Genomic DNA, 19,996 nt, shown 5'->3' on the forward strand with positions numbered 1-19,996 from the left:
ATGGCGGGTATGAATGGCAAGAACAAACGCAAGCATACCGATGGATTCAATGAAAACCGGCTGATGCTCATCAGCTGGGCCGCGCCTGTGCTGGCGCAGTTCGTCATGCTTGTCGCGATGGTCGCGCAACGACAATGGCTGTACGTGGCTATGCTTGCTCCGGGGCTTGTCGGCAGCGCAATGTCGTTGATATCCATGGCATTGCGGTTTCGTCAGAAACAGCAGCATGACGAACCTACGGACCCGGCGCCGTCGAAGGTTGCGGAAACGCTAGAGCGGGCCATTGACCGATCACCATTCGCCGCGATGCCCCGTGTATGTTTCGAACGCCTCTACGGTTTGGATGACGACATGCTGCCGTGGCGTACCATCGCCCGAACGTGGCTCTCCCCCACATCCTCCTGCCCCTTAGGAATCACGCAACGTGGCTTGTTCCATACGGATTTGCAACGATCAGGCCCGCACGCGATGGTTGCAGGCACCACAGGATCGGGAAAATCGGAACTGCTCATCAGTTGGTGTCTATCGCTCGCCATGCAGCACAGCCCGGACGATCTGCATTTCGTGTTTCTGGATTTCAAGGGCGGATCGACGTTCAATGCCTTGGAACAGCTTCCGCACACGGTTGGAAATGTTTGCGATCTTGACCTGTCCCATGCGGTCCGTGCACTGAACGCCATCGAACAGGAACTGATTCGGCGTGAGACTTTGGTGAGCGCCGAACGTGTCTCCCGTTTCGACCAGCTGGCCAATCCTCCGGCAAGACTGGTCGTGGTCATCGACGAGTTCCACGCACTTCGCGACCGTCTGCCCGACTATATGCAACGGTTGAACCGTCTTGCATCGCTCGGCCGTTCCCTCGGCATGCATTTGATTGTCTGCACGCAAAATCCCATGGGCCAGGTTCATGCCGATATGAAGGCCAACATGTCGCTAAGCATATGCTTAAGGGTTACGGACCAGATGCAGTCGAACGAATTGATCGGCATACGAGACGCGGCGTTGATTCCTCCCCATATGCCTGGCGCCGCCTATTGCAATGACGGACAGCGCACCACGCCCTTCCTGTGCAGCGCGGTTCGAGATGTCAACCGACTTATCCGCAACATCGACACAGCCGCACGATTCCATGCTTGCAAACACCCCGATCTCTTGTTTTCCGATCCGCTCGCCCGGCATGCGACGCAATCCGATCTGTCGACCACAACGAACCGGCCATGGCACGAAATTCCTTTCGCTCTTGCTGACGATGGCGTGCTTGTACATACCGCCGTTCTTGACGTGAGCCAACAAAACATCGCCATTATCGGCGCTTATGGCAGCGGTAAAACCAATCTGCTGCTGCACTGCGCACGTTGGCTGTACGACACAGGTCGTGCCAATATTCGTTTCACACGCAAAAGCGAACATGGCATGGTGACGGATGACGGAAGGCCCTCGTCTTTGTATGAACGCACCATCTGGATTGTGGATGATGCGGACGATCCGCTCAATCCTTTTTCCACTTCGCCTGAAGCGAACGAACTGCGGGAGGCATTGGCAAATCCCAATATCACCGTGATCGCAGCTACGGAAAAACCCACTTCCGCACTGTTGGACCGATGCCCCACCCGTGTGGCTTTTCCCAGCGGAGAACGTTCCAACGATCTGATGTTGGGCATTCCCGGCGCGATTCTGGACGGATTCTCAGCGGATGACTATACCCTCCACGGTCGTGGCGTGCTTATTCAGCAGGCCAAAGCCTGCCCTATTCAGTGTGTAGAATTTCAAGGTTTTTGACGATTCGTGGGATTCTTTTCGTGGAAACTCTTGAAAAGTCGCACGATTCGTGGTTATCTGAGTAACGGACTTACATGCCTTACATGGCAAGAGGAAGGCGATTAATTATATGAGCAGTGCTTTTGACTGGCGCGCCAAGGCCGCATGTCGAGACAAGGATCCGGAGCTGTTTTTCCCGGTCGGCAACACAGGCGCCGCCTACCAGCAGATCGAAGAGGCCAAGGCCGTTTGCCGCACCTGCAAGGTGATTGACGCGTGTCTGAAATGCGCTCTCGACACCAATCAGGATTACGGTGTTTGGGGCGGTCTGAGCGAAGACGAGCGTCGCGCGCTTAAGCGTCGTGCCATGCGCGCCCGTCGTTCCCAGGCTATGCAGATGCAAATCTAAAGGTTTTTCGAAGATCCGTCATTCGCATACGCTCTGCGAATAGCAACTTACAAAAAGGTCCGGTTGACTCCTAACAGCCAACCGGACTTTTTTATGCCTTCCGAATCGCTTTCGCGTTCATCAGTCCTGCGCCGCACGCAGCTTCATGTCAAGCACCACTCGGGTGCCGCCGCCACGGCGAGGTTCCCAACGGACCGTACCGCCGAAATCGTTCTTGACGAACGTGCTGATGATCTGCGTGCCCAGACCGGACCCGGAGGAACGCGCCATGCCGTCATGCTCCTCATTGGCCAAACCGATGCCATCATCTTCAACCATGACATTGAGGTTGTTGCCGCCACGACCCACGCAAATCGTGATGTGCCCGTCTTTTCGGCCTTCAAAACCATGTTCCACGGAATTGGTGATCAGCTCGGTCAGCACCAGAGACAGCGGCGTGGCATCCTGCGCCGGCATCATGCCGAATCGTCCGATGAAATCAATGTCGATGTGCTGATCGCGCATGGTAGCCAAATCCACAGCCATCTTCAACAGACTGGAAATGACCTTGTCGTAGTCGACGATCTCATCGGCGGTCTGACTCAAGCCTTCATGAACCATGGCGATGGTCTGCACACGGCGCTGCGCCTCTTTCAGCTCTTTCTTGACTTCTTCGGACTTGGTTTTACGTGCCTGCAGTCGCAGCAATGCGGAAACCGCCTGCAGATTGTTCTTGACACGATGGTGGATTTCGGAAATCGTCGCATTCTTAGTCTGCAATTCCTTTTCACGGCGACGAAGCTCGGTCACATCTCGGCATAGCACGACAGCGCCAACACGGCCATTGGCCTCCATCAACGGCAGCGAACGCATGGACACTGCAGACTTGTTGGCGTCAAGTTCAGAGTCGACGGCAGCCTTGCCACTGAGCACCAGAGGGAGGGTTTCCAGCACGGGATCGTTCTCACGTAGCAGTTTAGTGCCGATTTCGCTCAGGTACTCCCCCTGTATGGTGCTGACCGACCCCAAACGTCGGAAGCAGCTGATGGCGTTCGGCGAAGCATATCGCACGATGCCGTCGACGGTGAGTACGATGAAGCCGTCCGCCACACGCGCATTATGACGCTGGTTCATGATCGGGTTGCGGTACGGGAACTGGTCGCGCGGAATCATCTCATACAGCTGCTTGCCCGCGCTGATACTTTCGGATTCGTAACGTCCATTCGACTCTCGGGTGGCCAAGTTGGTTTCACGTACCACCAAACCCAGAGTCTTGCCGTTGTGGCGTACCGGCGCATATACGTTGCATACCGTGGACCCACCCACCGTGCGAAGCACCGTGGAACGGAACACCGACTCGGAGGCCATCGCAGCATCCAATTCAGCGCGCATCCCCTCCTCAACAACGTCGCCAACGACGTCATCGGTTATAAGGCTCATCACCGTGGATGGACGACACTGCTCGGCGATGATGTATTTGCCCTCGCCATTTTGCAAAATGAGCAGTAGGTCGGCAAAACTCAGGTCGGCAATCACCTGCCAGTCGGCGACCAAATGATGCAGCCATTCACGATCTTCGTCATCGAAATCGGGACGGGTCGTCAAGATATGTGAGAAATCAGCCATGCAGTCCATCATACGCATTACGCCAGAGGTTTTGCACGACACGTGCACATATTAGCCGAATATCATTGGGAAGAGAAATTGACATATCCATGAGTTACGGTAACGTAGGTTACGGTTCCGTAACTTACAGTGGAGGCACGCAGATGGCGAAACCCACAGACGCTCAGATCGAGGAAAAACGCGCGATCATCGCAGAAGCGCGCGAACAGGCGCTTCAAGCCAAGGCCGATATAATTCGCGTGAAGGCACGCAACAAGGCCGAGAACATTCGCAAGAAGGCCGATGGCAAGGCGAAAATGGCCATTGCCAAGGGTGAAGCTCGTGCCGCAAAAATAGAAGGCATCACTCCGACGGAAATCGAACGGAAGATTCGCCTTGACGTGCACGGTCGGCCCAAACCGGCGATGCGCGGCTGGATTCATGCCGTGGCCGCCCCCCTGGCATTGGCGGCCGGCATCGTACTGATCTGCCTGGCTCACGGTACCGGTTTGAAGTGGGCGTGTGCCGTGTTCATGACGTGTTCGCTGGTGTTGTTCGGCAATTCCGCCTGCTACCATTTGGGCGATTGGTCGCCTCGCGTTACCGATGTGCTACGACGCATCGACCACATGAATATCTTCCTGCTGATCGCAGGAACTTATACGCCGGTCTCCTTTGCGCTCGAACCGTTCTGGCGCAATTCAATCATCGCAGGCATGTGGATCTGCACTACCGTGGCGCTCATCATTCACGTCATCTGGATCAGCGCCCCACGCTGGCTTTACGTGATTGTGTATATTTTTTTCGGTGTTTCTGGCGTGGCATTCATGGGATTGTTCTGGATTTCACCGTACGCCGGTCCGGCTGTTGTGGTGCTGTTGGCCGCAGGCGGCGCCTGCTACATCGCCGGAGCCATCGTATACGCGCTACGCAAGCCTGATCCATGGCCGAAGGTGTTCGGCTTCCATGAGATTTTCCATTGCGGCACTGTCGCTGGTTACGCATGCCATATGGTGGCGATCTACATGGTGATCGTGCAGCTATGGCCGTAAGTTCAGGTCATATCTGACTGCAGTTTGACGAAATATACGAAAAGGCTGGTTCATCAGTTGTATTCGATGAACCAGCCTTGTTATGTCGCTTTATGTCGCTGGAATACCAGATTCAGCTTATGACGAACATCACTCAGGCGAGCGGCTTGGCTTCCTTGATGGTCACGGAAATCTCACGTCCGTTCGGAGCCGTGTACGACACCGTGTCTCCCTCGTGAGCGCCGTTGATGGCTGCGCCGATCGGAGATTCCGGGCTGATGATGCTGTAATCCGTGGCGATGGACAGGTCACGCGTGCCAAGCACATAGACCATTTCACGGCCGTTGACATCCAACGTCACCAAAGAACCATCGCCGACTTCGCCGGCCTTGGGCGCGGTCAGAATCTTTGCATTGCGCAGCTTGACGGTCAGTTCCTCGATGCGGCCCTGATTTACTCGCTGAGCCTCACGCGCGGCCTGATAGCCGCCGTTTTCGCTCAAATCGCCCTCGGCGCGAGCCGCGGAAACCTTGGAAAGGATCTCGTCGCGATACTCGCCTTCGCGCCAAGCGAGCTCTTCCTTCATCTTGTCATAAGCTTCCTGCGTCAGCAGAAGCGTTTTTTCTTCGGCCATGTTGCCTCCTTGACCTTGGAAATTACTCTATACCGCTTAGTTTCAGCGAGTGGAGATGATGTCGATCACGAACACCAGGGTGTCTTCGCCGCCGATGCCGGCTTGCGGAACGCCACGGGAACCATAGCCATACTCCGGCGGAATGGACACCACCAAGCGGGAACCGACGTTGTGACCTGGAACGGTCTGATCCCAACCCTTGATGACCTGGCCAACACCGATGCCGAAGCTGGCCGGCTGGTGACGGTCGAAGCTGGAATCGAACGGAGTGTCTTTGCCCCAGACCACACCGTGATAATTAACGGTGACGGTGTCGCCGCGGCGAACCATCGGGCCATTGCCCTCGAACAGTTCCACAACCTTCAGACCTGCCGGAGCGGTCTCGGACGGGAATTCGATGGTCGGGCGATCGCCGAACTCAACATTGACAACGGGCATTTGAGATGCCATGGTGAACCTCCTTGAAAAGCACAATGCCACCTAGACTAGCACCAACCACCGCTAGCATTCAACGACATTGACCGCCAAACCACCTTTTGAAGTTTCTTTATACTTGGCCATCATGTCTTCGCCCGTGTCTTTCATGGTTTTGATGGCCTGATCGAGGGTCACGATATGCGTTCCATCTCCCAGCATGGCCATACGAACCGCATTGATGGCAGTGTTCGCCGCCATGGCGTTGCGTTCGATGCAAGGAATCTGCACTAAACCTCCCACGGGATCACAGGTCAGTCCCAGATTATGTTCGATGCTGATTTCCGCAGCGTTCTCCACTTGCTGCGGAGAGCCACCCATCACCGCGCACAACCCGGCCGCAGCCATCGAACATGCCGTACCGACCTCCCCCTGGCATCCGACTTCCGCACCGGAAATGGAGGCATTGCGTTTAAACAGGTACCCTACCGCACCTGCAGTGAGCAGAAAGGTAATAACGCCCTCTTCGTTCGCATGGTCAACGAAATGCCAGTAATAGTGAAGCACTGCCGGAATGATTCCTGCAGCACCGTTGGTCGGCGCGGTGACGATTCGCCCACCGCCGGCGTTTTCCTCCGACACCGCCAAAGCGAACAAATCCACCCATGCCGCATCCGACGATTCGAGCACCGCATCCACGCGTTTCTTGTCTCGCGCAAGCACATCACTGTTGGAGGCAAGCCTTGCATACATTTTCGGTGCCCTGCGGGGCACATCCAAACCGCCGGGCAGCACGGTCTGCGACGTATGACATCCGCGCTGTACGCAACGACGCATCACCCGCCACACGTTATCCAGTTCGCTGCGAACCTGCACCGCCGACTGCATGGACGTTTCGTTGGCCCACACAATGTCGGCAATACTCATATGGTGCTTCTCGCATAGCGCAATGAGTTCGTCGCATGACGTGAATGGATATGGCACATCCGAACCGTCATCAAGTGAGGAATCACTCTGCTGATCGGCGAAAGACATTCCGACCGGCGGACGCTCATGAATGCCGATCATCAGATCATCGGCATTGCCTTGCCGTACGAAGCCTCCACCGATGGAATACCAGACCTGTTCATCAACAAGATTGTTCTGCTGGTCAAATGCTTGGAAACGCATGCCATTAGGGTGTGCGGCCATGCGATGCCACACGTCCATCACCACATCATGCGCATAGTCGAAATCGATGCGATGTTTACCCGCCAGCAACAGTTCCCCACTCGCCTCGCATTCATGACGAATGATGTTCACATGGTCTGTATCGACGGCTTGCGGCATGTTGCCTTCCAGCCCTGCCACAGTCGCACGATCGGTACCATGCCCCAAGCCCGTCAACGCAAGAGAGCCATACAGTACCGTACGCACGCGGCTCACACGGCCAAGCGTTCCCGCATGGTCAAGTGATTCGACAAATTTGCATGCCGCCACCATCGGACCAACAGTATGTGAGGAACTTGGCCCAACGCCTATCTTGAACATTTCGAGAATACTGAACACGCCAATCGCCGCCTTGCTTCTCAGGTGCCTTGCTCAGGCTGCATACAATGCACGGAACATGAGAATCATAATAATCAAACCAATGATGGCAGCCGCAACTTCCACCACCAGCATGATGATGGCCGTGGTTTTACGATTGCCGAGTTTAACGTCAAGCAACTTGGCGAACAGGAAGGCGACGAAGCCAAGAGCTGCGCCATTCAGCGCAATCGCACCAATCTGGCCATTGGAGAGCACACTCTCCCCCACCATGGCAAGCACGGAATTGATGGTGGCAGAGAACACCAGCAGGCTCCATACACCGTAACCGATAAGTCCAACAATCGCATACGCGAACGGGCGGAACCGCTCACGCATCTTGAGCGTGAACGATTCGGCGCACCACAGCAACGCAAAGCCCACAACGAACGTGAACGCCACTGCCATGAACACCGCTTCCATAGCCCATGGAATCAATGCCAAAGACGCCTTCAACAACGAGAAATACAGCGGAGAACAAGCCAGTTCGCCCACAGCCAAAACTCCTGCGACGATAATCGCTTGGGAGAGCATCAGCGGAATTTCCGTATCGGGCTGTTCGATTACTGGCTTGATATCTTTCGACGTCATACTTTTTCCGTTCCGGTCGGCTACTCGGGGTTATCAATGCCGCCAGTGTAATAACGGATTGTTTCGTACATGCTATCCAGCAACGCATTCACAGCGTTATTCGGTGCCGCCAGCGGGAATCGAACCCGCAATCCGAAGAGACCGATTTTAAGTCGGTTGCGTATACCAGTTTCGCCATGGCGGCAAGGCGTCGAACAAGCCGACACCCAAGTTATTATGCCACGTTAACGTTCGGCAAGCAATCGCGTGCCGTAATCCAACACAATGCCATCAAGCAAACCGTGTTCGCTGGCCATGAAGGAGTCGATACGCTGACCATGGTCGGCATAGGCCGCTTTGCTGACTTTGGCGAGCACACGATTCCACACCAAGGCACCGCCGCCAACCACGTCAACACGACCCGGATGAATGGTTTTGTAAGTCAAGCGCTCTTCGCGCGGCATCTTAAGGAACTTGTTATCGACCGCATAAGCGTCTTCCAGCGAGCAGCTGGCACCATCTACCGCGGAATGGTCATATTCGGTCAATCCCATGGCCAGAGCGGTCATGGTGGTCACTGTGCCGGACACGCCGATGATAGTGCGGGTTTTGCCTGCAGGAACCGTTTTGAACGCTTCATCGATATGCTCGTCGATGTCGGCAATAGCCTCTTGGATCTGCGCCTCGGTAGGCGGATCGTTCTTCAAGTGACGTTCGGTCATGCGCACAGAGCCAATGTTCATGGAGAACGCGGCCTGCACCTGCGTGTTCGGATGGCTTACACCGTCGCCGCCAAGCACCAGTTCCGTAGAGCCACCACCCAGATCAACCACCAGATACGGGGCCTCGACGTCGCGACGAACCACGCTCGTGGCACCAAGGAAGCTTAGATCAGCCTCCTCCGTACCGGGGATGACTTCCGGACGCACGCCGAGGATCTGCTCGATATTGTCTTCGAATTCCTCACGGTTCTCAGCATCACGAGTGGCCGAAGTGGCAACGAAACGAATGCCGTCCACCGGATGCTCTTTCAGCACCTCGGCGAATTCGCGGGCAGCGGCGTAAGCACGTTCCAATGCCTCATCGGCGAAACGATGCGTCTTATCAACATCCTGACCAAGACGAATCACACGAAGAATACGCGGAACAATATCTTCAACGCCGTCTTCACTGACACGGGAGACCTTCAGACGAATCGAGTTCGTACCACAATCAATGCCGGCAACAGTAACGGATTTCATTGCTTCTTCTTTCTGTCTGAATATGGTTCAGTCTTCGTTTTCCACCGTGCAACGACATACACTGGGGTCGAATTCATGACGAATCGCTTCCAATGCCATGTCTCCGATCGGATTAGCGCCCTCGCCCATCACCAGAGTTTGCGCCAACAGGGCATGCAGACACTTGACGCGCACAGGCATGCCGCCAGCGCTGGTGCCTTCGATATGCTCCTCACTGTCTCCCATGGCAACGGCGATTTCATGCCGAAAGGCCAAATACAGTTCGTGCGCACGCTCGTAGGCGGCTTTCAGATCGTCATCTTCAGCCAAAAGATCGTTGTACTCCTTCATCTTGCCTTCGGCTTCGATGTGGGAGATGGCTTTCACCGCTTCCGGACCAGTCAAATAGCAAGTGGTCGGGAAAGGCACGTCTCCCGGCAGCAGCGGACGCGTGACCACAGCCAAAGGCCTGCCGCACACGCAACGTGCTCCGACAGCCACCATGCCACGCGGGTAACGACCCAACTGACGCTCGACCACAGCAATATCATGCTCGGTAGCAGGCTGGTCGAGAACCTTCTTCGCCAAGATTTTGGCCCGTTCGCTGATTGTCATACCCTGTGTCACTACTGCTGATCTCCTGATTGCTGTTGGTTATTGTCTTGTGAAGTTTGCTGCTGGTCACCAGATTCCTGGCCTGTTCCATTCGCATCCGATTCGCCGGCTGACGGACTTCCGGACGTTTCCATCGACTTCGCTTCATCCGACTGGTCGGCTTGTTTGAACGAATACGCCATCTCCTTGTACCAAGGCAGTACGGTTTTCTGCGATTCGTCCGTAGTCTTCTTATCTTCTGTGGTTTCGCCGGTTACCGCTTCGGGATGTTCCACACGAATAGCCTGTTCTCCCGGAAATACGAATCCCAGACGATCCCTCGCCTGCGCCGTGACGTAGGCTTTGTCATCCCAACGCGCGATGTCGTTTTCCAATTCCTGCTTTTGCGCTATCAATGAGGCTTCCTGCTTCTTCAAGCCATTCAATTCAGCCATATTCAACGCATAGACATGGAAGGTCGACGCCAACTGGATGATCCCTAAAGCCACGATAAATAACGCCACAAAGAACGCGATGGGACCAGCGCTGCCTTTTTTGGATGCTTTCTTGCGTGACTTTGAACTCATAGCAACGAAAATACCCGTCGCATTCGACGAGGAACACGACGGGCATTCTATATCAGCGCATATTCAATGCGCTTACGCTCACTTGGCGATGTACTTCTTGCAAGCCTTGAAAGCGCTGTAGCCAGCATACTGAGCGGTGGAGCCGAGCTCCTCCTCGATCTCGAGCAGGCGGTTGTACTTGGCGATACGCTCGCCACGAGCCGGAGCACCGGTCTTGATCTGGCCGGTGTTCTTTGCCACAGCCAGGTCGGAGATGGTGGTGTCCGGGGTCTCGCCGGAACGGTGGGAAACCATGGAGGTGAAGCCGTTCTTGGTGGCCAGCTCGATGGCGTCGAGGGTCTCGGTAACGGTACCGATCTGGTTCAGCTTGACCAGCAGGGAGTTGGCGGCGCCGAGCTCAATGCCCTTAGCCAGACGTGCCGGGTTGGTGACCAGCAGGTCGTCGCCGACGAACTGCAGGCGATCGCCGAGCTTGGAGGTGATGGCAGCCCAGTCTTCCCAGCCTTCTTCCTGGAACGGATCCTCGATGGAAACGATCGGGTACTCGTTGATGAGGTTCTCGTAGAAGTCGAGCATGTAGCCGGCTTCACGATCATCACCTTCGAAGTGGTACTTGCCGGTCTCCTTGTTGTAGAACTCGGAGGAAGCCACGTCGAGGGAGATGCCGATCTGCTTGCCCGGCTCGTAGCCGGCGGCGGAGATGGCGTCCATGATGTAGTTCAGGGAGTCCTTGTTGGACTTCATCTTCGGAGCGAAGCCGCCCTCGTCGCCGAGGCCGGTGGCCAGGCCTTCCTTCTTCAGGACGTTCTTCAGGGTGTGGTAGACCTCAACGCCTGCACGCAGAGCCTCGCTGTAGGTGTCGAAGCCGTACGGGGAGATCATGTACTCCTGAATGTCGGTGGCGAAGTCAGCGTGAGCGCCACCGTTCATGATGTTCATGTTCGGAACCGGCAGGATGTGGCCGTTGGTGCCGCCGATGTAGCGGTACAGCGGCTGGCCTGCGGACTCAGCGGAGGCGTACAGAGCAGCCAGGGACACGCCGAGGATGGCGTTGGCGCCCAGACGACCCTTGTTCGGGGTGCCGTCGAGCTCGATCATGACCTCATCGAGAGCGCGCTGGTCGGAAGCGTCCATGCCGATGACCTTCGGAGCGATCTCTTCATTCACGGCCTTAACGGCGTTGAGAACACCCTTGCCCTGGTACACGGACTTGTCGCCATCGCGACGCTCCCAAGCCTCAGCTTCGCCGGTGGAAGCACCGGACGGAACGAGACCCAGACCCTGGGCACCGTCTTCGGTGTCGAGGACGACCTCAACGGTCGGGTTGCCGCGGGAATCGAGAATCTGACGCGCGTAAACGCTTTCAATTACTGCCACAACTACTCCTTATAAACGTTAGGTTGTGATGACATTGCCTAGAATAGTGCGTTTTGTGGACGTATGGCAAACTTATCCGACACGATTTATGTGAACGCTCACGTAAATCGTGTCGGATGTGTCCGGAACTTCAACTGTTATTTCCCTGGCGTCGGCTTCCAGTCAAGATCGTCGAGAAGCTGGTTCGTCCATCCAACGACCTCATCGGAACTCATTGGCCCGGATCCAAGCGAACCCGCAAACGGGGTGGGGATCACATACGTTTGGGTGACTGGCCTGTACTGGATGCCTTTGTAGATTCGTGCCATGCGCATCTGCACGGATTCACGTGGCTGGAATTTGGACACGCGAATGTTACGCCCTTGACCGATGATCTCCGTAATGCCAAGCTTTCTTGCTTTGAATCGCAATCTCGCCACATCGAACAATGCTTCGAAATCGACCGGGGGCTTGCCGTAACGATCCGTAAGCTCATCGCGCAACTCGTCGAGATCGGCTTCCGTACGTGCCCCTGCCAGCTTGCGGTAGGCTTCCAATCGCAACTTGTCGGAATCGATGTAGCTGACGGGAATGGACGCTTCGATCGGCAGATCGATTGTGACAGCAACCGATTCCGTACGTTCCGGCTCCTTGTACTGTTCGACAGCTTCGGAAACCATGCGCACATACAGATCGAAGCCAACGCCCTCGATATGCCCGCTCTGCTCGTCGCCCAGCAGATTGCCGGTGCCACGCAGCTCGAGATCCTTCATCGCCACGTCAAAACCTGAACCAAGCGCAGTGTTCTGCGCGATGGTGGCCAGTCGGTCATGCGATTGCTGGGTCATCGGCTTGGTCGGATCGTACAGGAAGTACGCGTAGGCACGTTCACGGCCTCGCCCGACACGGCCACGCAGCTGGTGCAGCTGGCTTAGGCCGAAACGGTCGGCATGATCGACGATCAACGTATTCGCATTGGAAATATCAAGACCGGTTTCGATGATGGTGGTACACACGAGCACGTCAATGTCGCGATGCCAGAAGTCTCGGATCACACCGTCGAGCTGCTTCTCCCCCATCTTGCCATGGGCGATGCCGACATGCGATTCCGGCACCAGCTCGTGAATCTTCGCGGCAACCGAAGCGATGTCTTGTACTCGGTTATGCACGTAGAACACCTGGCCACCGCGCAACAGCTCACGCCTGACCGCAGCAGTGACCTGAGCATCCTCATACGCGCCAACGTAAGTAAGCACCGGCAAGCGGTCTTCCGGAGGCGTGGCCAACGTGGACATTTCACGAATGCCCGTAACGGCCATCTCCAGCGTACGCGGAATCGGCGTTGCCGACAGACTCAGCACATCCACATTGGTACGCAGCGCCTTCAACGTCTCTTTGTGTTCGACACCGAAACGCTGCTCCTCATCGATGATGACCAGTCCCAGATCCTTGAATTTGACCTTCGGCCCAAGCAGTTTGTGCGTGCCGATCACCACATCGACGGAACCGTCTTCAAGTCCCTTGATGGTGTCGCTGATCTCCTTGGTGGTTTGGAAACGGCTCATCGCCCTTACTTCCACCGGGAATCCTTCAAAACGTTCGGTGAACGTCTCGAAATGCTGTTGCACCAGCAATGTGGTCGGCACCAGCACAGCCACCTGTTTGGAATCCTGCACCGCCTTGAATGCGGCACGTACGGCGATTTCGGTTTTGCCGAATCCCACGTCGCCGCAAATCAGGCGATCCATCGGCACGGACTTTTCCATATCGGATTTGACTTCGTCGATGGTAGTCAGCTGATCGGCGGTTTCTTGGTATGGGAAAGCGTCTTCCAATTCTTTCTGCCAAGGGGTGTCTTTGCTGAAGGCATACCCCTGCATGCGTTGACGTGCCGAATACAGTTTGACCAGATCTTCGGCGATTTCGTGCACATGCTTACGTGCTTTCGCCTTGGTAGCAGCCCAGTCGGATCCGCCCAGTTTGTTGAGTTTCGGAGCGTCGGCACCGATGTATTTGCTGACTTGGTCAAGCTGATCGGTGGGGATGAACAGTTTGTCGGCAGGGGCACCGCGTTTGCTGGATGCGTATTCGATGACCAGATATTCGCGTGTGGTCTGGTTGGCACCCGCTCCGATGGTACGCTGGCGCATTTCGAGGAACCGGCCGATGCCATGCTGCTCGTGCACCACGTAATCGCCGGCTTTGAGCTCCATAAGGTCGATGGCCTTACGGCGACGTTTCGGGGTTTTTGCCTGTCCCGCGGCCGATGTACGTCCGGTCAGGTCACGTTCGGTAAGCAACGCGACTTTCGCCGCGTTGTCAACGAATCCGTCGATGGCACGCGATCTGATGCAGTCGAAGTTGGCGATTCCCGTTTCGTTGATGGCACGCTTGAGTCGGACAAGAGTACCTTGCGCTCCTGCAGTGACGGTGACGGCATAGCCGGCATCAAGAAGACCTTCGATGCCGGATGCTGCTTTGACTTCATCCCCGCGATATTCGCCGGGATTGGCAGCGTCGAGCTGAACGTGCCCTTCCCTGCTTGGGTCCACGCCGAAACTCGTAAGCTTCCATACGTCGTGTCTTGAGAAAACCAGCGATGAAATCGTTTCGTCAAAATCGTAGAAATTCGCCTGATCGAACGTAATCGGAGCGCCGGCACCATGACCGGATGCTGCGACATGCCAGCTGGCAGCAAGAAACTCATTGGCGGTTTTTGCGAGATCGTCAGCCGAACGACGCAATTTTTCCGGATCGGATAGCATGACCAGCGCATGCTTGGGCAACATGCCCTGCACCGGCTCCATGTCATCGACCAATGCGGGAAGCAACGATTCCATACCTTCGACCGGAATGGCGTTGGCAATGGACTCTAGCATGTCTTCGGCATTGGGAATGGATCCAATCAGGGATTTCGCACGCTTGCGCACCTTGTCGGTCAATTGCAGTTCACGGCATGGCGTGGCCCAAACCACAGGAACGTCCTCACCATATGTGCGCTGATCCGAAGCGTGGAACTCCCTGATGGTATCGATCTCATCACCGAAGAACTCAATACGCACCGGATGCGGCAATGTCGGCGGAAACACGTCGATAATGCCGCCTCGCACCGCGAATTCACCACGATCCATCACCAAGTCGACTCGAGTATAGGCGTTTTCCACCAGTCGACTCGACGCCTCTTCGAGCGCCAATTCCTCGCCTTGAGAGAACACCAAAGGCTCCACGTCGGCCAAACCTGCAACCACTGGCTGGATCAGGGATCGCACCGGCATGACGAGAATGCGGATGGGTCCGAACAGCTTGCTTCCCTCTTGAGGGTGCTTTAGCCTGCGGAACACCGCCATGCGGCTTGCCACGGTATCGGCACGTGGCGAAAGGCGTTCATGCGGCAAAGTTTCCCATGCTTCAAGCTGTGCCACGTCGTTTGGATCGCCGGAATACCACGAACGAATCGCCTCGACCGTTTCCTCGGCTTCGCGGCCAGAGGCCACCACAAGCACAACCGGCCGCGTTCCCGATGCTCCAGCGGCCAGTGCCGGGCGCAATCCTTCGGGAATGCCAACGGTAATGCTGGGGTCTATGTCGGATTCCGGCACCTCGATCTCACCGGAAATCAGTGCACGAAAATCCTCGTCGGTTTCGAGTACGTCAAGAATGCCAGCCAGAGAACCTGAAGTCGGCAACTGCACCGGTTCAGCGGCCATTGAACTGCTCCTGAGCCTTGGTGAGGCCACTGAAGATGATGGTTTCAGCGGCATCAGCGCCATCGGCGAGGAATTCCGGAAGCTGCTTGCGCTGATCCGGCCCGAATCCGCCCAGCACCCAGTTCACGGTGTTGTCGTGGGCGTGGGCACCTCGCTGCGCGTGGCCAACGCCCATGCGCACACGGGCATACTTCGGAGTTCCCAAGGCGCGATCAATCGACTTGATGCCATTATGGCCGCCTGCGGAGCCGCCTGCCTTGACTTTGATACGTCCGAAATCAAGATCCATGTCATCGTGAATCACCACGATATGGTCCGGTTCAATCTGGTAGTAGGCGCTGATGGAAGCCAATGCATTGCCTGACTCGTTCATGTAGGTGAGCGGCTTGGCCAGGAAGAATTTGACGTTACGACCAGACAGGTTCATCACACCCTTGCCGAGCATGGCAAGCCCTTTATGGTCGGAAAAGTTGACCGACCAACGTTCGGCAAGCAGATCAGCTGCCATAAATCCCATATTGTGACGGGTGCCTTCATATTTGGAGCCCGGATTGCCGAGTCCTGCAATCAGCCAGAAATCAGATGCCATTGAAATCGTTCCATTCATTCATACATACGATTGCGCGCATTCATATTGCGCCACGTTGTCTCGTCTTGATAACCGCAAAGATTGTACTTACAGGTCGAGATACCAGTAACTCATGTCACGCATGGTGCCGGTGGAATCGGTGGCGGCGGTTGGCATGAGTCCAAACTGTGTAAAACCGAACCGTTTCATGAGCGCGATCGAACCGGCATTGTCTGCGAAAATAATGCCGCATGCCTTACGCATATTACGTTTCCGGCATTCTTCAAGCAGTTTGGTGAGCGTATACGTACCGACTCCCCTGCCCTGCCATTGCGGGTCGATGTAGTAGGCAAGATCGGTAACGCCGTCATATCCCGCGCGATCATAGAAAACGGAAAGCGCGCTGAATCCAATGATCTGCTTCTTTCCGTCATCATCTACCGTTTCCGTGACGAACACCGCGTACGGATCATGATGCGATTCAACCCATGCTTTGCGCTGTTCGTATGTGCGTGGGGTTGTATCGGCTGATGATCCCCCTCGTATGACTGCCGCATTGTAAATGTCGGTGATTGCTTGAATGTCGTCTTGCGTTGCGACGCGATAGGAATACTCGGTCATGCATTTGAGCATACCGGGCATGCGCATAAGGCGGAAGGACGGTTCCATATGAGGAACAGTCCTTCCGCCTTATGCAAACAGCGCTCGTTCGGAAATCGTACGAAAACTACTGTTCGAGTTCGAGCGCCTTGTTCAACGCTTCCTGAAGTTTCTTCTGCGCTTCGCCATAAGCGGACCAATCGCCCTTCTTCATGGCCGCGTCGGAATCCTTCATAGCCTGGGAAGCGTCGTTGAGGGCACTCTTCAGATCGTTGCTCATCGTGCTGGAACCGCCAGTGCTGTCGGAACTGCCGCCATCGCCGGAATTCGATCCAGATGACGAGTCAGTGCCGTCCGTTCCGGAAGAACCGTCACTGGTATCGCTCGTGTCGGTCTTGCTGCTGGTGGAACCGTTGACGTTTTCGGCGTCGCCCGCGGACGCGCCGGAGTTGCCGCCGAACACCTGATCAAGCGCTTCGTCCAGCGTGTTGGCGAATCCGACCTGATCGCCGAAGGCCACCAATACCTTCTTCAGCAGCGGGAAGCTGGTGGAACCGGAGGACTTGACATACACCGGCTGCACGTACACCAGTCCACCACCGAGCGGCAGTGTGAGCAGATTGCCTCGCTGCACATTGGTGGAGCCGGATTCGAGAAGGTTAAGTTCCTTCGATACGTCGGCCGACGCATTGAAGTTGTTCTGTGCCTGACCGGGGCCTGGCACATTGGAATCCTTCGGCAACTCCTGCAATCGAAGAGTGCCATAGTTCGCGCCGATCTTGCCTTTTTCGTTGCCCGCATCGGAATCGACAGACAGGAATCCCGTCAAAATCTCTCGGGTTGACGTACCTGCGGGAATATACGACGACGTCAATGAGAACACCGGCTCGTTGGAGCCGCCGGTCTGCAGCGTCAAATAGTAGGGCGGTTGCAAAATGTCACGTTCCTGCGCCTGCTGGGATTCGGTCGGATCGACCGGGGTCTGCCAGAAATCCTCACCAGAGAAGAACTGGTTGGCGCTCGACACATGATATTTGGTCAACAGTTCGCGCTGCACCTTGAACAGGCTTTCCGGGTAACGCAGGTGGCTCATCAGATCGCCGGAAATCTCCGACAGCTGGTGGTACTGGCCGGGGAAGATCTTCTGCCATGCCTTAATCACCGGATCGGATTCGTCCCACACATACAGGTCCACGGAACCGTCATATGCATCGACGGTGGCTTTCACGGAGTTGCGAATATAGTTGGCGTTCTTCGAAGCCAACTCGCTCACGGTGGCAGAAGATTCCGTGGTGGAATCCTTAGAGGCTTCGCCCAGATCGGTCATCTGCGAATACGGGTAGGCGTCGGAAGTGGTGTAGCCGTCGACGATCCACTTGACGCGGCCATCCACAACCGCCGGGTACACACGACCGTCAAGCGTCAGGTATGGTGCGACCTTGGCCACACGCTCCTTCGGGGAACGATCGTAGAGGATTTGCGATTCGGAGTTCACACGGTTGGAGAACAGAATCTGGTCGGAGCCGAAACGGATGGCATACAGCAGTCGGGAGAAGACATTGCCGATCTTTGGACCGCCGTCGCCGTCGAAGGTGTTCGTGGCTCCTTCGGAACCGGTCGGGTAATCGAACTCCCACGACTGCGTGCCTTCCGGAGCGCCCACAATCGAATATTCGGAAGCGTTCGGCGAGAAGTAGATGCGTGGCTCATACTGTTCGGATTCGGTGAGCTTGCCTTGGGTTGGGATGCCCGCCTCAAAGAACTTCGGCTGGCCGTCAGCGGTCACCTTGTTGCCGTAGGCGGCCACCACACCATAGCCGTGCGTATACACGGTATGGTCGTTGACCCAGTTGCGATTGTCAAGACCGGCAAGGTCAAGTTCGCGTGCCGCGATCACCGTGTCTTGGCTCACGCCATCGACCTCATATTTGTCGACGGCAAGAGTGTCGGCAAACGTGTAGTACTGCTTGGATTGCTGCAACTGCTTGAACGTTGGGGAAACTATCTGCGGATCGAGCAGTCGGATCTGCGCGGTCGATTCCGCGGAATCGGCTAGCGCGCCTTCCTCGCCTTCGGTGGTGGCTTGGTATTGTTCCGTCTTCACATTGTTCAAACCGTAAGCTTCACGCGTGGCGTCGATATTGCGTTGGATATAGGTTGATTCCATCTCCTGCGCATTCGGGTTCACTCGGAAACGCTGCAGTAGCATCGGCCATGCCACGGTAAGCACCAAGCTCACTACAATGGCGGATGCGATGGCCACGGTCGGCACTTTCCACGCCTTGAACGCTTCGGAAGCGCGTGCCGCAATCGGGGCCTGACCTTCCAGAGCATGCGATTTCATGATCCACACGCCGAGAATCACACCCAATATGGCGGTGATGGCGGCCATGATGAAGGTAACGGGAATCGTGGCGTTGACCGTGGTGTAGGTGGCGCCGGTAATGCGGCTACCCTCCTGCGTGAGGTGGGAGAACACGCCGAGCACCTGATTCGCGGCCCAAGCGAACATGTTGAGCATCAGCCAGATGCCGATCTGCCTACGGGCGCGCTTGGTGATGTGGAACAGTCCACGGCCATGCACTGGCATGGTGATACGGATGCCGCCCATCATCACATGCGTGACGATGGAGAAGATGATACCTGCCAGCAGCAGCAACGACACCGCCGACATAATCAACTTCAAGCCAGGCAATACGAATACGTAGAAACCGTTGTCGATGCCGAATTGCGGATCGGTGGTGCCGAAGCTCTGGGCATTGAACATCAGCAGGATCTCAGACCAGTTCGCATTGAACTGCGATCCGAACATCAGACCGACGATCAGTGAAATCACCACTGCCACACGACGTGCGCTCTTCGAACTTACGCCTTTGCCTACTTCGATGGTGTCGCCGTTAATGCGAATGGTGGAGCCGTCCGCAGCGTCAGGGCGGGCCCAGATCGCAAGCGACGCAGAAAGGAATCCGACCGCGGCGATCAACAGCGCATATGCCACCCACAGGCCTACCCTAGTGCCCAGCTGCGTCCAAATGACGCTTTGGAAGCCAAGCTGCGCATACCACATAACGTCGGTGATGAACTGCGCCAGACCGAAGAACAGTCCGACGATAATGGCGAGCGCCAGCACCACTCCGATCAGAATTTTGCTGCCATTCGACGGTTTTCGTGGGCGGTTCGGCTTGCGTGTGATGCGCGGACCGGACGGGCCTCTTGGAGGCATGTTCGCCGAAGGCCGGGCGGTGTTGTCGCCATCGGTTTCGACATTGAGAATGATGGGATCATCGTTACCGGATTTATTGGCACGCTGCCCTTGAGGACGGTTCGGGCCGCTTCCCGGGTCAAACATGGGACCAAACATATCAAAGAAAGACATGCTAATAGCCTATCGATAGGCA

Annotated in this window: 16 protein-coding genes and 1 tRNA gene; 3 read left to right on the forward strand and 14 right to left on the reverse strand. The window is 56.0% G+C overall.

The features are described 5' to 3' along the window. Positions 1-1,779 (forward strand): FtsK/SpoIIIE domain-containing protein, encoded by a 1,779-nt coding sequence (locus NBH13_RS02185; protein WP_250778735.1) that lies wholly within the window; start codon positions 1-3, stop codon positions 1,777-1,779. Positions 1,780-1,888: 109 nt separating this feature from the next. Continuing rightward, on the forward strand, positions 1,889-2,167 hold the full coding sequence (locus NBH13_RS02190; RefSeq protein ID WP_003835265.1) for a WhiB family transcriptional regulator: 279 nt from the start codon (positions 1,889-1,891) through the stop codon (positions 2,165-2,167). A 120-nt stretch (positions 2,168-2,287) separates the two neighbouring features. Here the strand turns inward: NBH13_RS02190 and NBH13_RS02195 are convergent, their stop codons facing one another. Beyond that, entirely contained in the window at positions 2,288-3,772 is a 1,485-nt protein-coding gene (locus NBH13_RS02195; RefSeq protein WP_180753414.1) for a sensor histidine kinase, read from the reverse strand. Positions 3,773-3,915: 143 nt separating this feature from the next. On the opposite strand from NBH13_RS02195, the gene trhA reads away from it, so the two are divergent. Beyond that, positions 3,916-4,803, forward strand: coding sequence for a PAQR family membrane homeostasis protein TrhA (gene trhA, locus NBH13_RS02200; protein WP_250778737.1), 888 nt, complete (start codon positions 3,916-3,918; stop codon positions 4,801-4,803). A 133-nt stretch (positions 4,804-4,936) separates the two neighbouring features. Here the strand turns inward: trhA and NBH13_RS02205 are convergent, their stop codons facing one another. From NBH13_RS02205 to NBH13_RS02265, 13 genes are all read right to left on the reverse strand, one after another. After that, positions 4,937-5,416 (reverse strand): GreA/GreB family elongation factor, encoded by a 480-nt coding sequence (locus NBH13_RS02205; RefSeq protein WP_003835271.1) that lies wholly within the window; start codon positions 5,414-5,416, stop codon positions 4,937-4,939. A gap of 42 nt (positions 5,417-5,458) precedes the next feature. Further along, a complete protein-coding gene (locus tag NBH13_RS02210; protein WP_065440040.1) occupies positions 5,459-5,866 on the reverse strand; it encodes an FKBP-type peptidyl-prolyl cis-trans isomerase in 408 nt (135 codons plus the stop codon). Positions 5,867-5,917: 51 nt separating this feature from the next. After that, entirely contained in the window at positions 5,918-7,378 is a 1,461-nt protein-coding gene (locus NBH13_RS02215; protein WP_250778739.1) for an L-serine ammonia-lyase, read from the reverse strand. Between the two features lie 33 nt (positions 7,379-7,411). After that, positions 7,412-7,987, reverse strand: a complete 576-nt coding sequence (locus NBH13_RS02220) for a cadmium transporter (protein ID WP_250778740.1) — start codon at positions 7,985-7,987, stop codon at positions 7,412-7,414. A 104-nt stretch (positions 7,988-8,091) separates the two neighbouring features. Then, positions 8,092-8,171: transfer RNA gene (locus NBH13_RS02225), tRNA-Leu, on the reverse strand. A gap of 40 nt (positions 8,172-8,211) precedes the next feature. Then, the gene (locus NBH13_RS02230) at positions 8,212-9,207 is read right to left on the reverse strand and encodes a Ppx/GppA phosphatase family protein (RefSeq protein WP_250778742.1); all 996 of its coding nucleotides are present in this window, start codon (positions 9,205-9,207) and stop codon (positions 8,212-8,214) included. Between the two features lie 27 nt (positions 9,208-9,234). Further along, positions 9,235-9,801, reverse strand: a complete 567-nt coding sequence (locus NBH13_RS02235; RefSeq protein ID WP_099570706.1) for a DUF501 domain-containing protein — start codon at positions 9,799-9,801, stop codon at positions 9,235-9,237. An 11-nt stretch (positions 9,802-9,812) separates the two neighbouring features. Further along, positions 9,813-10,367 carry an FtsB family cell division protein gene (locus NBH13_RS02240; protein ID WP_250778744.1) on the reverse strand — a complete coding sequence of 185 codons (555 nt, stop codon included), beginning with the start codon at positions 10,365-10,367 and terminating at the stop codon, positions 9,813-9,815. A 78-nt stretch (positions 10,368-10,445) separates the two neighbouring features. Further along, positions 10,446-11,744 (reverse strand): phosphopyruvate hydratase, encoded by a 1,299-nt coding sequence (gene eno, locus NBH13_RS02245; protein WP_099570708.1) that lies wholly within the window; start codon positions 11,742-11,744, stop codon positions 10,446-10,448. A gap of 137 nt (positions 11,745-11,881) precedes the next feature. After that, positions 11,882-15,430: a transcription-repair coupling factor gene (gene mfd, locus NBH13_RS02250; RefSeq protein WP_250778746.1), complete on the reverse strand. Its 3,549-nt coding sequence runs from the start codon at positions 15,428-15,430 to the stop codon at positions 11,882-11,884. After that, the gene (gene pth / locus NBH13_RS02255) at positions 15,420-16,019 is read right to left on the reverse strand and encodes an aminoacyl-tRNA hydrolase (protein WP_099570710.1); all 600 of its coding nucleotides are present in this window, start codon (positions 16,017-16,019) and stop codon (positions 15,420-15,422) included. The genes mfd and pth overlap by 11 nt, the downstream gene beginning before the upstream one ends. Before the next feature lie 87 nt (positions 16,020-16,106). After that, the gene (locus tag NBH13_RS02260) at positions 16,107-16,619 is read right to left on the reverse strand and encodes a GNAT family N-acetyltransferase (RefSeq protein ID WP_099571149.1); all 513 of its coding nucleotides are present in this window, start codon (positions 16,617-16,619) and stop codon (positions 16,107-16,109) included. A gap of 106 nt (positions 16,620-16,725) precedes the next feature. Further along, positions 16,726-19,974, reverse strand: a complete 3,249-nt coding sequence (locus NBH13_RS02265) for a UPF0182 family membrane protein (protein ID WP_250778748.1) — start codon at positions 19,972-19,974, stop codon at positions 16,726-16,728. Positions 19,975-19,996 lie beyond the last annotated feature (22 nt).

Origin of the sequence: Bifidobacterium intestinale, from assembly GCF_023656765.1 — a bacterium.
GTDB classification, from domain to species: domain Bacteria; phylum Actinomycetota; class Actinomycetes; order Actinomycetales; family Bifidobacteriaceae; genus Bifidobacterium; species Bifidobacterium hominis.

Excerpts from the sequence above, each read along its gene's own strand:
- NBH13_RS02185 (WP_250778735.1), top strand. The coding sequence starts at position 1 with ATGGCGGGTATGAATGGCAAGAACAAACGCAAGCATACCGATGGATTC.
- NBH13_RS02190 (WP_003835265.1), top strand. The coding sequence starts at position 1,889 with ATGAGCAGTGCTTTTGACTGGCGCGCCAAGGCCGCATGTCGAGACAAG.
- NBH13_RS02195 (WP_180753414.1), bottom strand. The coding sequence starts at position 3,772 with ATGGCTGATTTCTCACATATCTTGACGACCCGTCCCGATTTCGATGAC.
- trhA (WP_250778737.1), top strand. The coding sequence starts at position 3,916 with ATGGCGAAACCCACAGACGCTCAGATCGAGGAAAAACGCGCGATCATC.
- NBH13_RS02205 (WP_003835271.1), bottom strand. The coding sequence starts at position 5,416 with ATGGCCGAAGAAAAAACGCTTCTGCTGACGCAGGAAGCTTATGACAAG.
- NBH13_RS02210 (WP_065440040.1), bottom strand. The coding sequence starts at position 5,866 with ATGGCATCTCAAATGCCCGTTGTCAATGTTGAGTTCGGCGATCGCCCG.
- NBH13_RS02220 (WP_250778740.1), bottom strand. The coding sequence starts at position 7,987 with ATGACGTCGAAAGATATCAAGCCAGTAATCGAACAGCCCGATACGGAA.
- NBH13_RS02230 (WP_250778742.1), bottom strand. The coding sequence starts at position 9,207 with ATGAAATCCGTTACTGTTGCCGGCATTGATTGTGGTACGAACTCGATT.
- NBH13_RS02235 (WP_099570706.1), bottom strand. The coding sequence starts at position 9,801 with ATGACAATCAGCGAACGGGCCAAAATCTTGGCGAAGAAGGTTCTCGAC.
- NBH13_RS02240 (WP_250778744.1), bottom strand. The coding sequence starts at position 10,367 with ATGAGTTCAAAGTCACGCAAGAAAGCATCCAAAAAAGGCAGCGCTGGT.
- mfd (WP_250778746.1), bottom strand. The coding sequence starts at position 15,430 with ATGGCCGCTGAACCGGTGCAGTTGCCGACTTCAGGTTCTCTGGCTGGC.
- pth (WP_099570710.1), bottom strand. The coding sequence starts at position 16,019 with ATGGCATCTGATTTCTGGCTGATTGCAGGACTCGGCAATCCGGGCTCC.
- NBH13_RS02260 (WP_099571149.1), bottom strand. The coding sequence starts at position 16,619 with ATGACCGAGTATTCCTATCGCGTCGCAACGCAAGACGACATTCAAGCA.
- NBH13_RS02265 (WP_250778748.1), bottom strand. The coding sequence starts at position 19,974 with ATGTCTTTCTTTGATATGTTTGGTCCCATGTTTGACCCGGGAAGCGGC.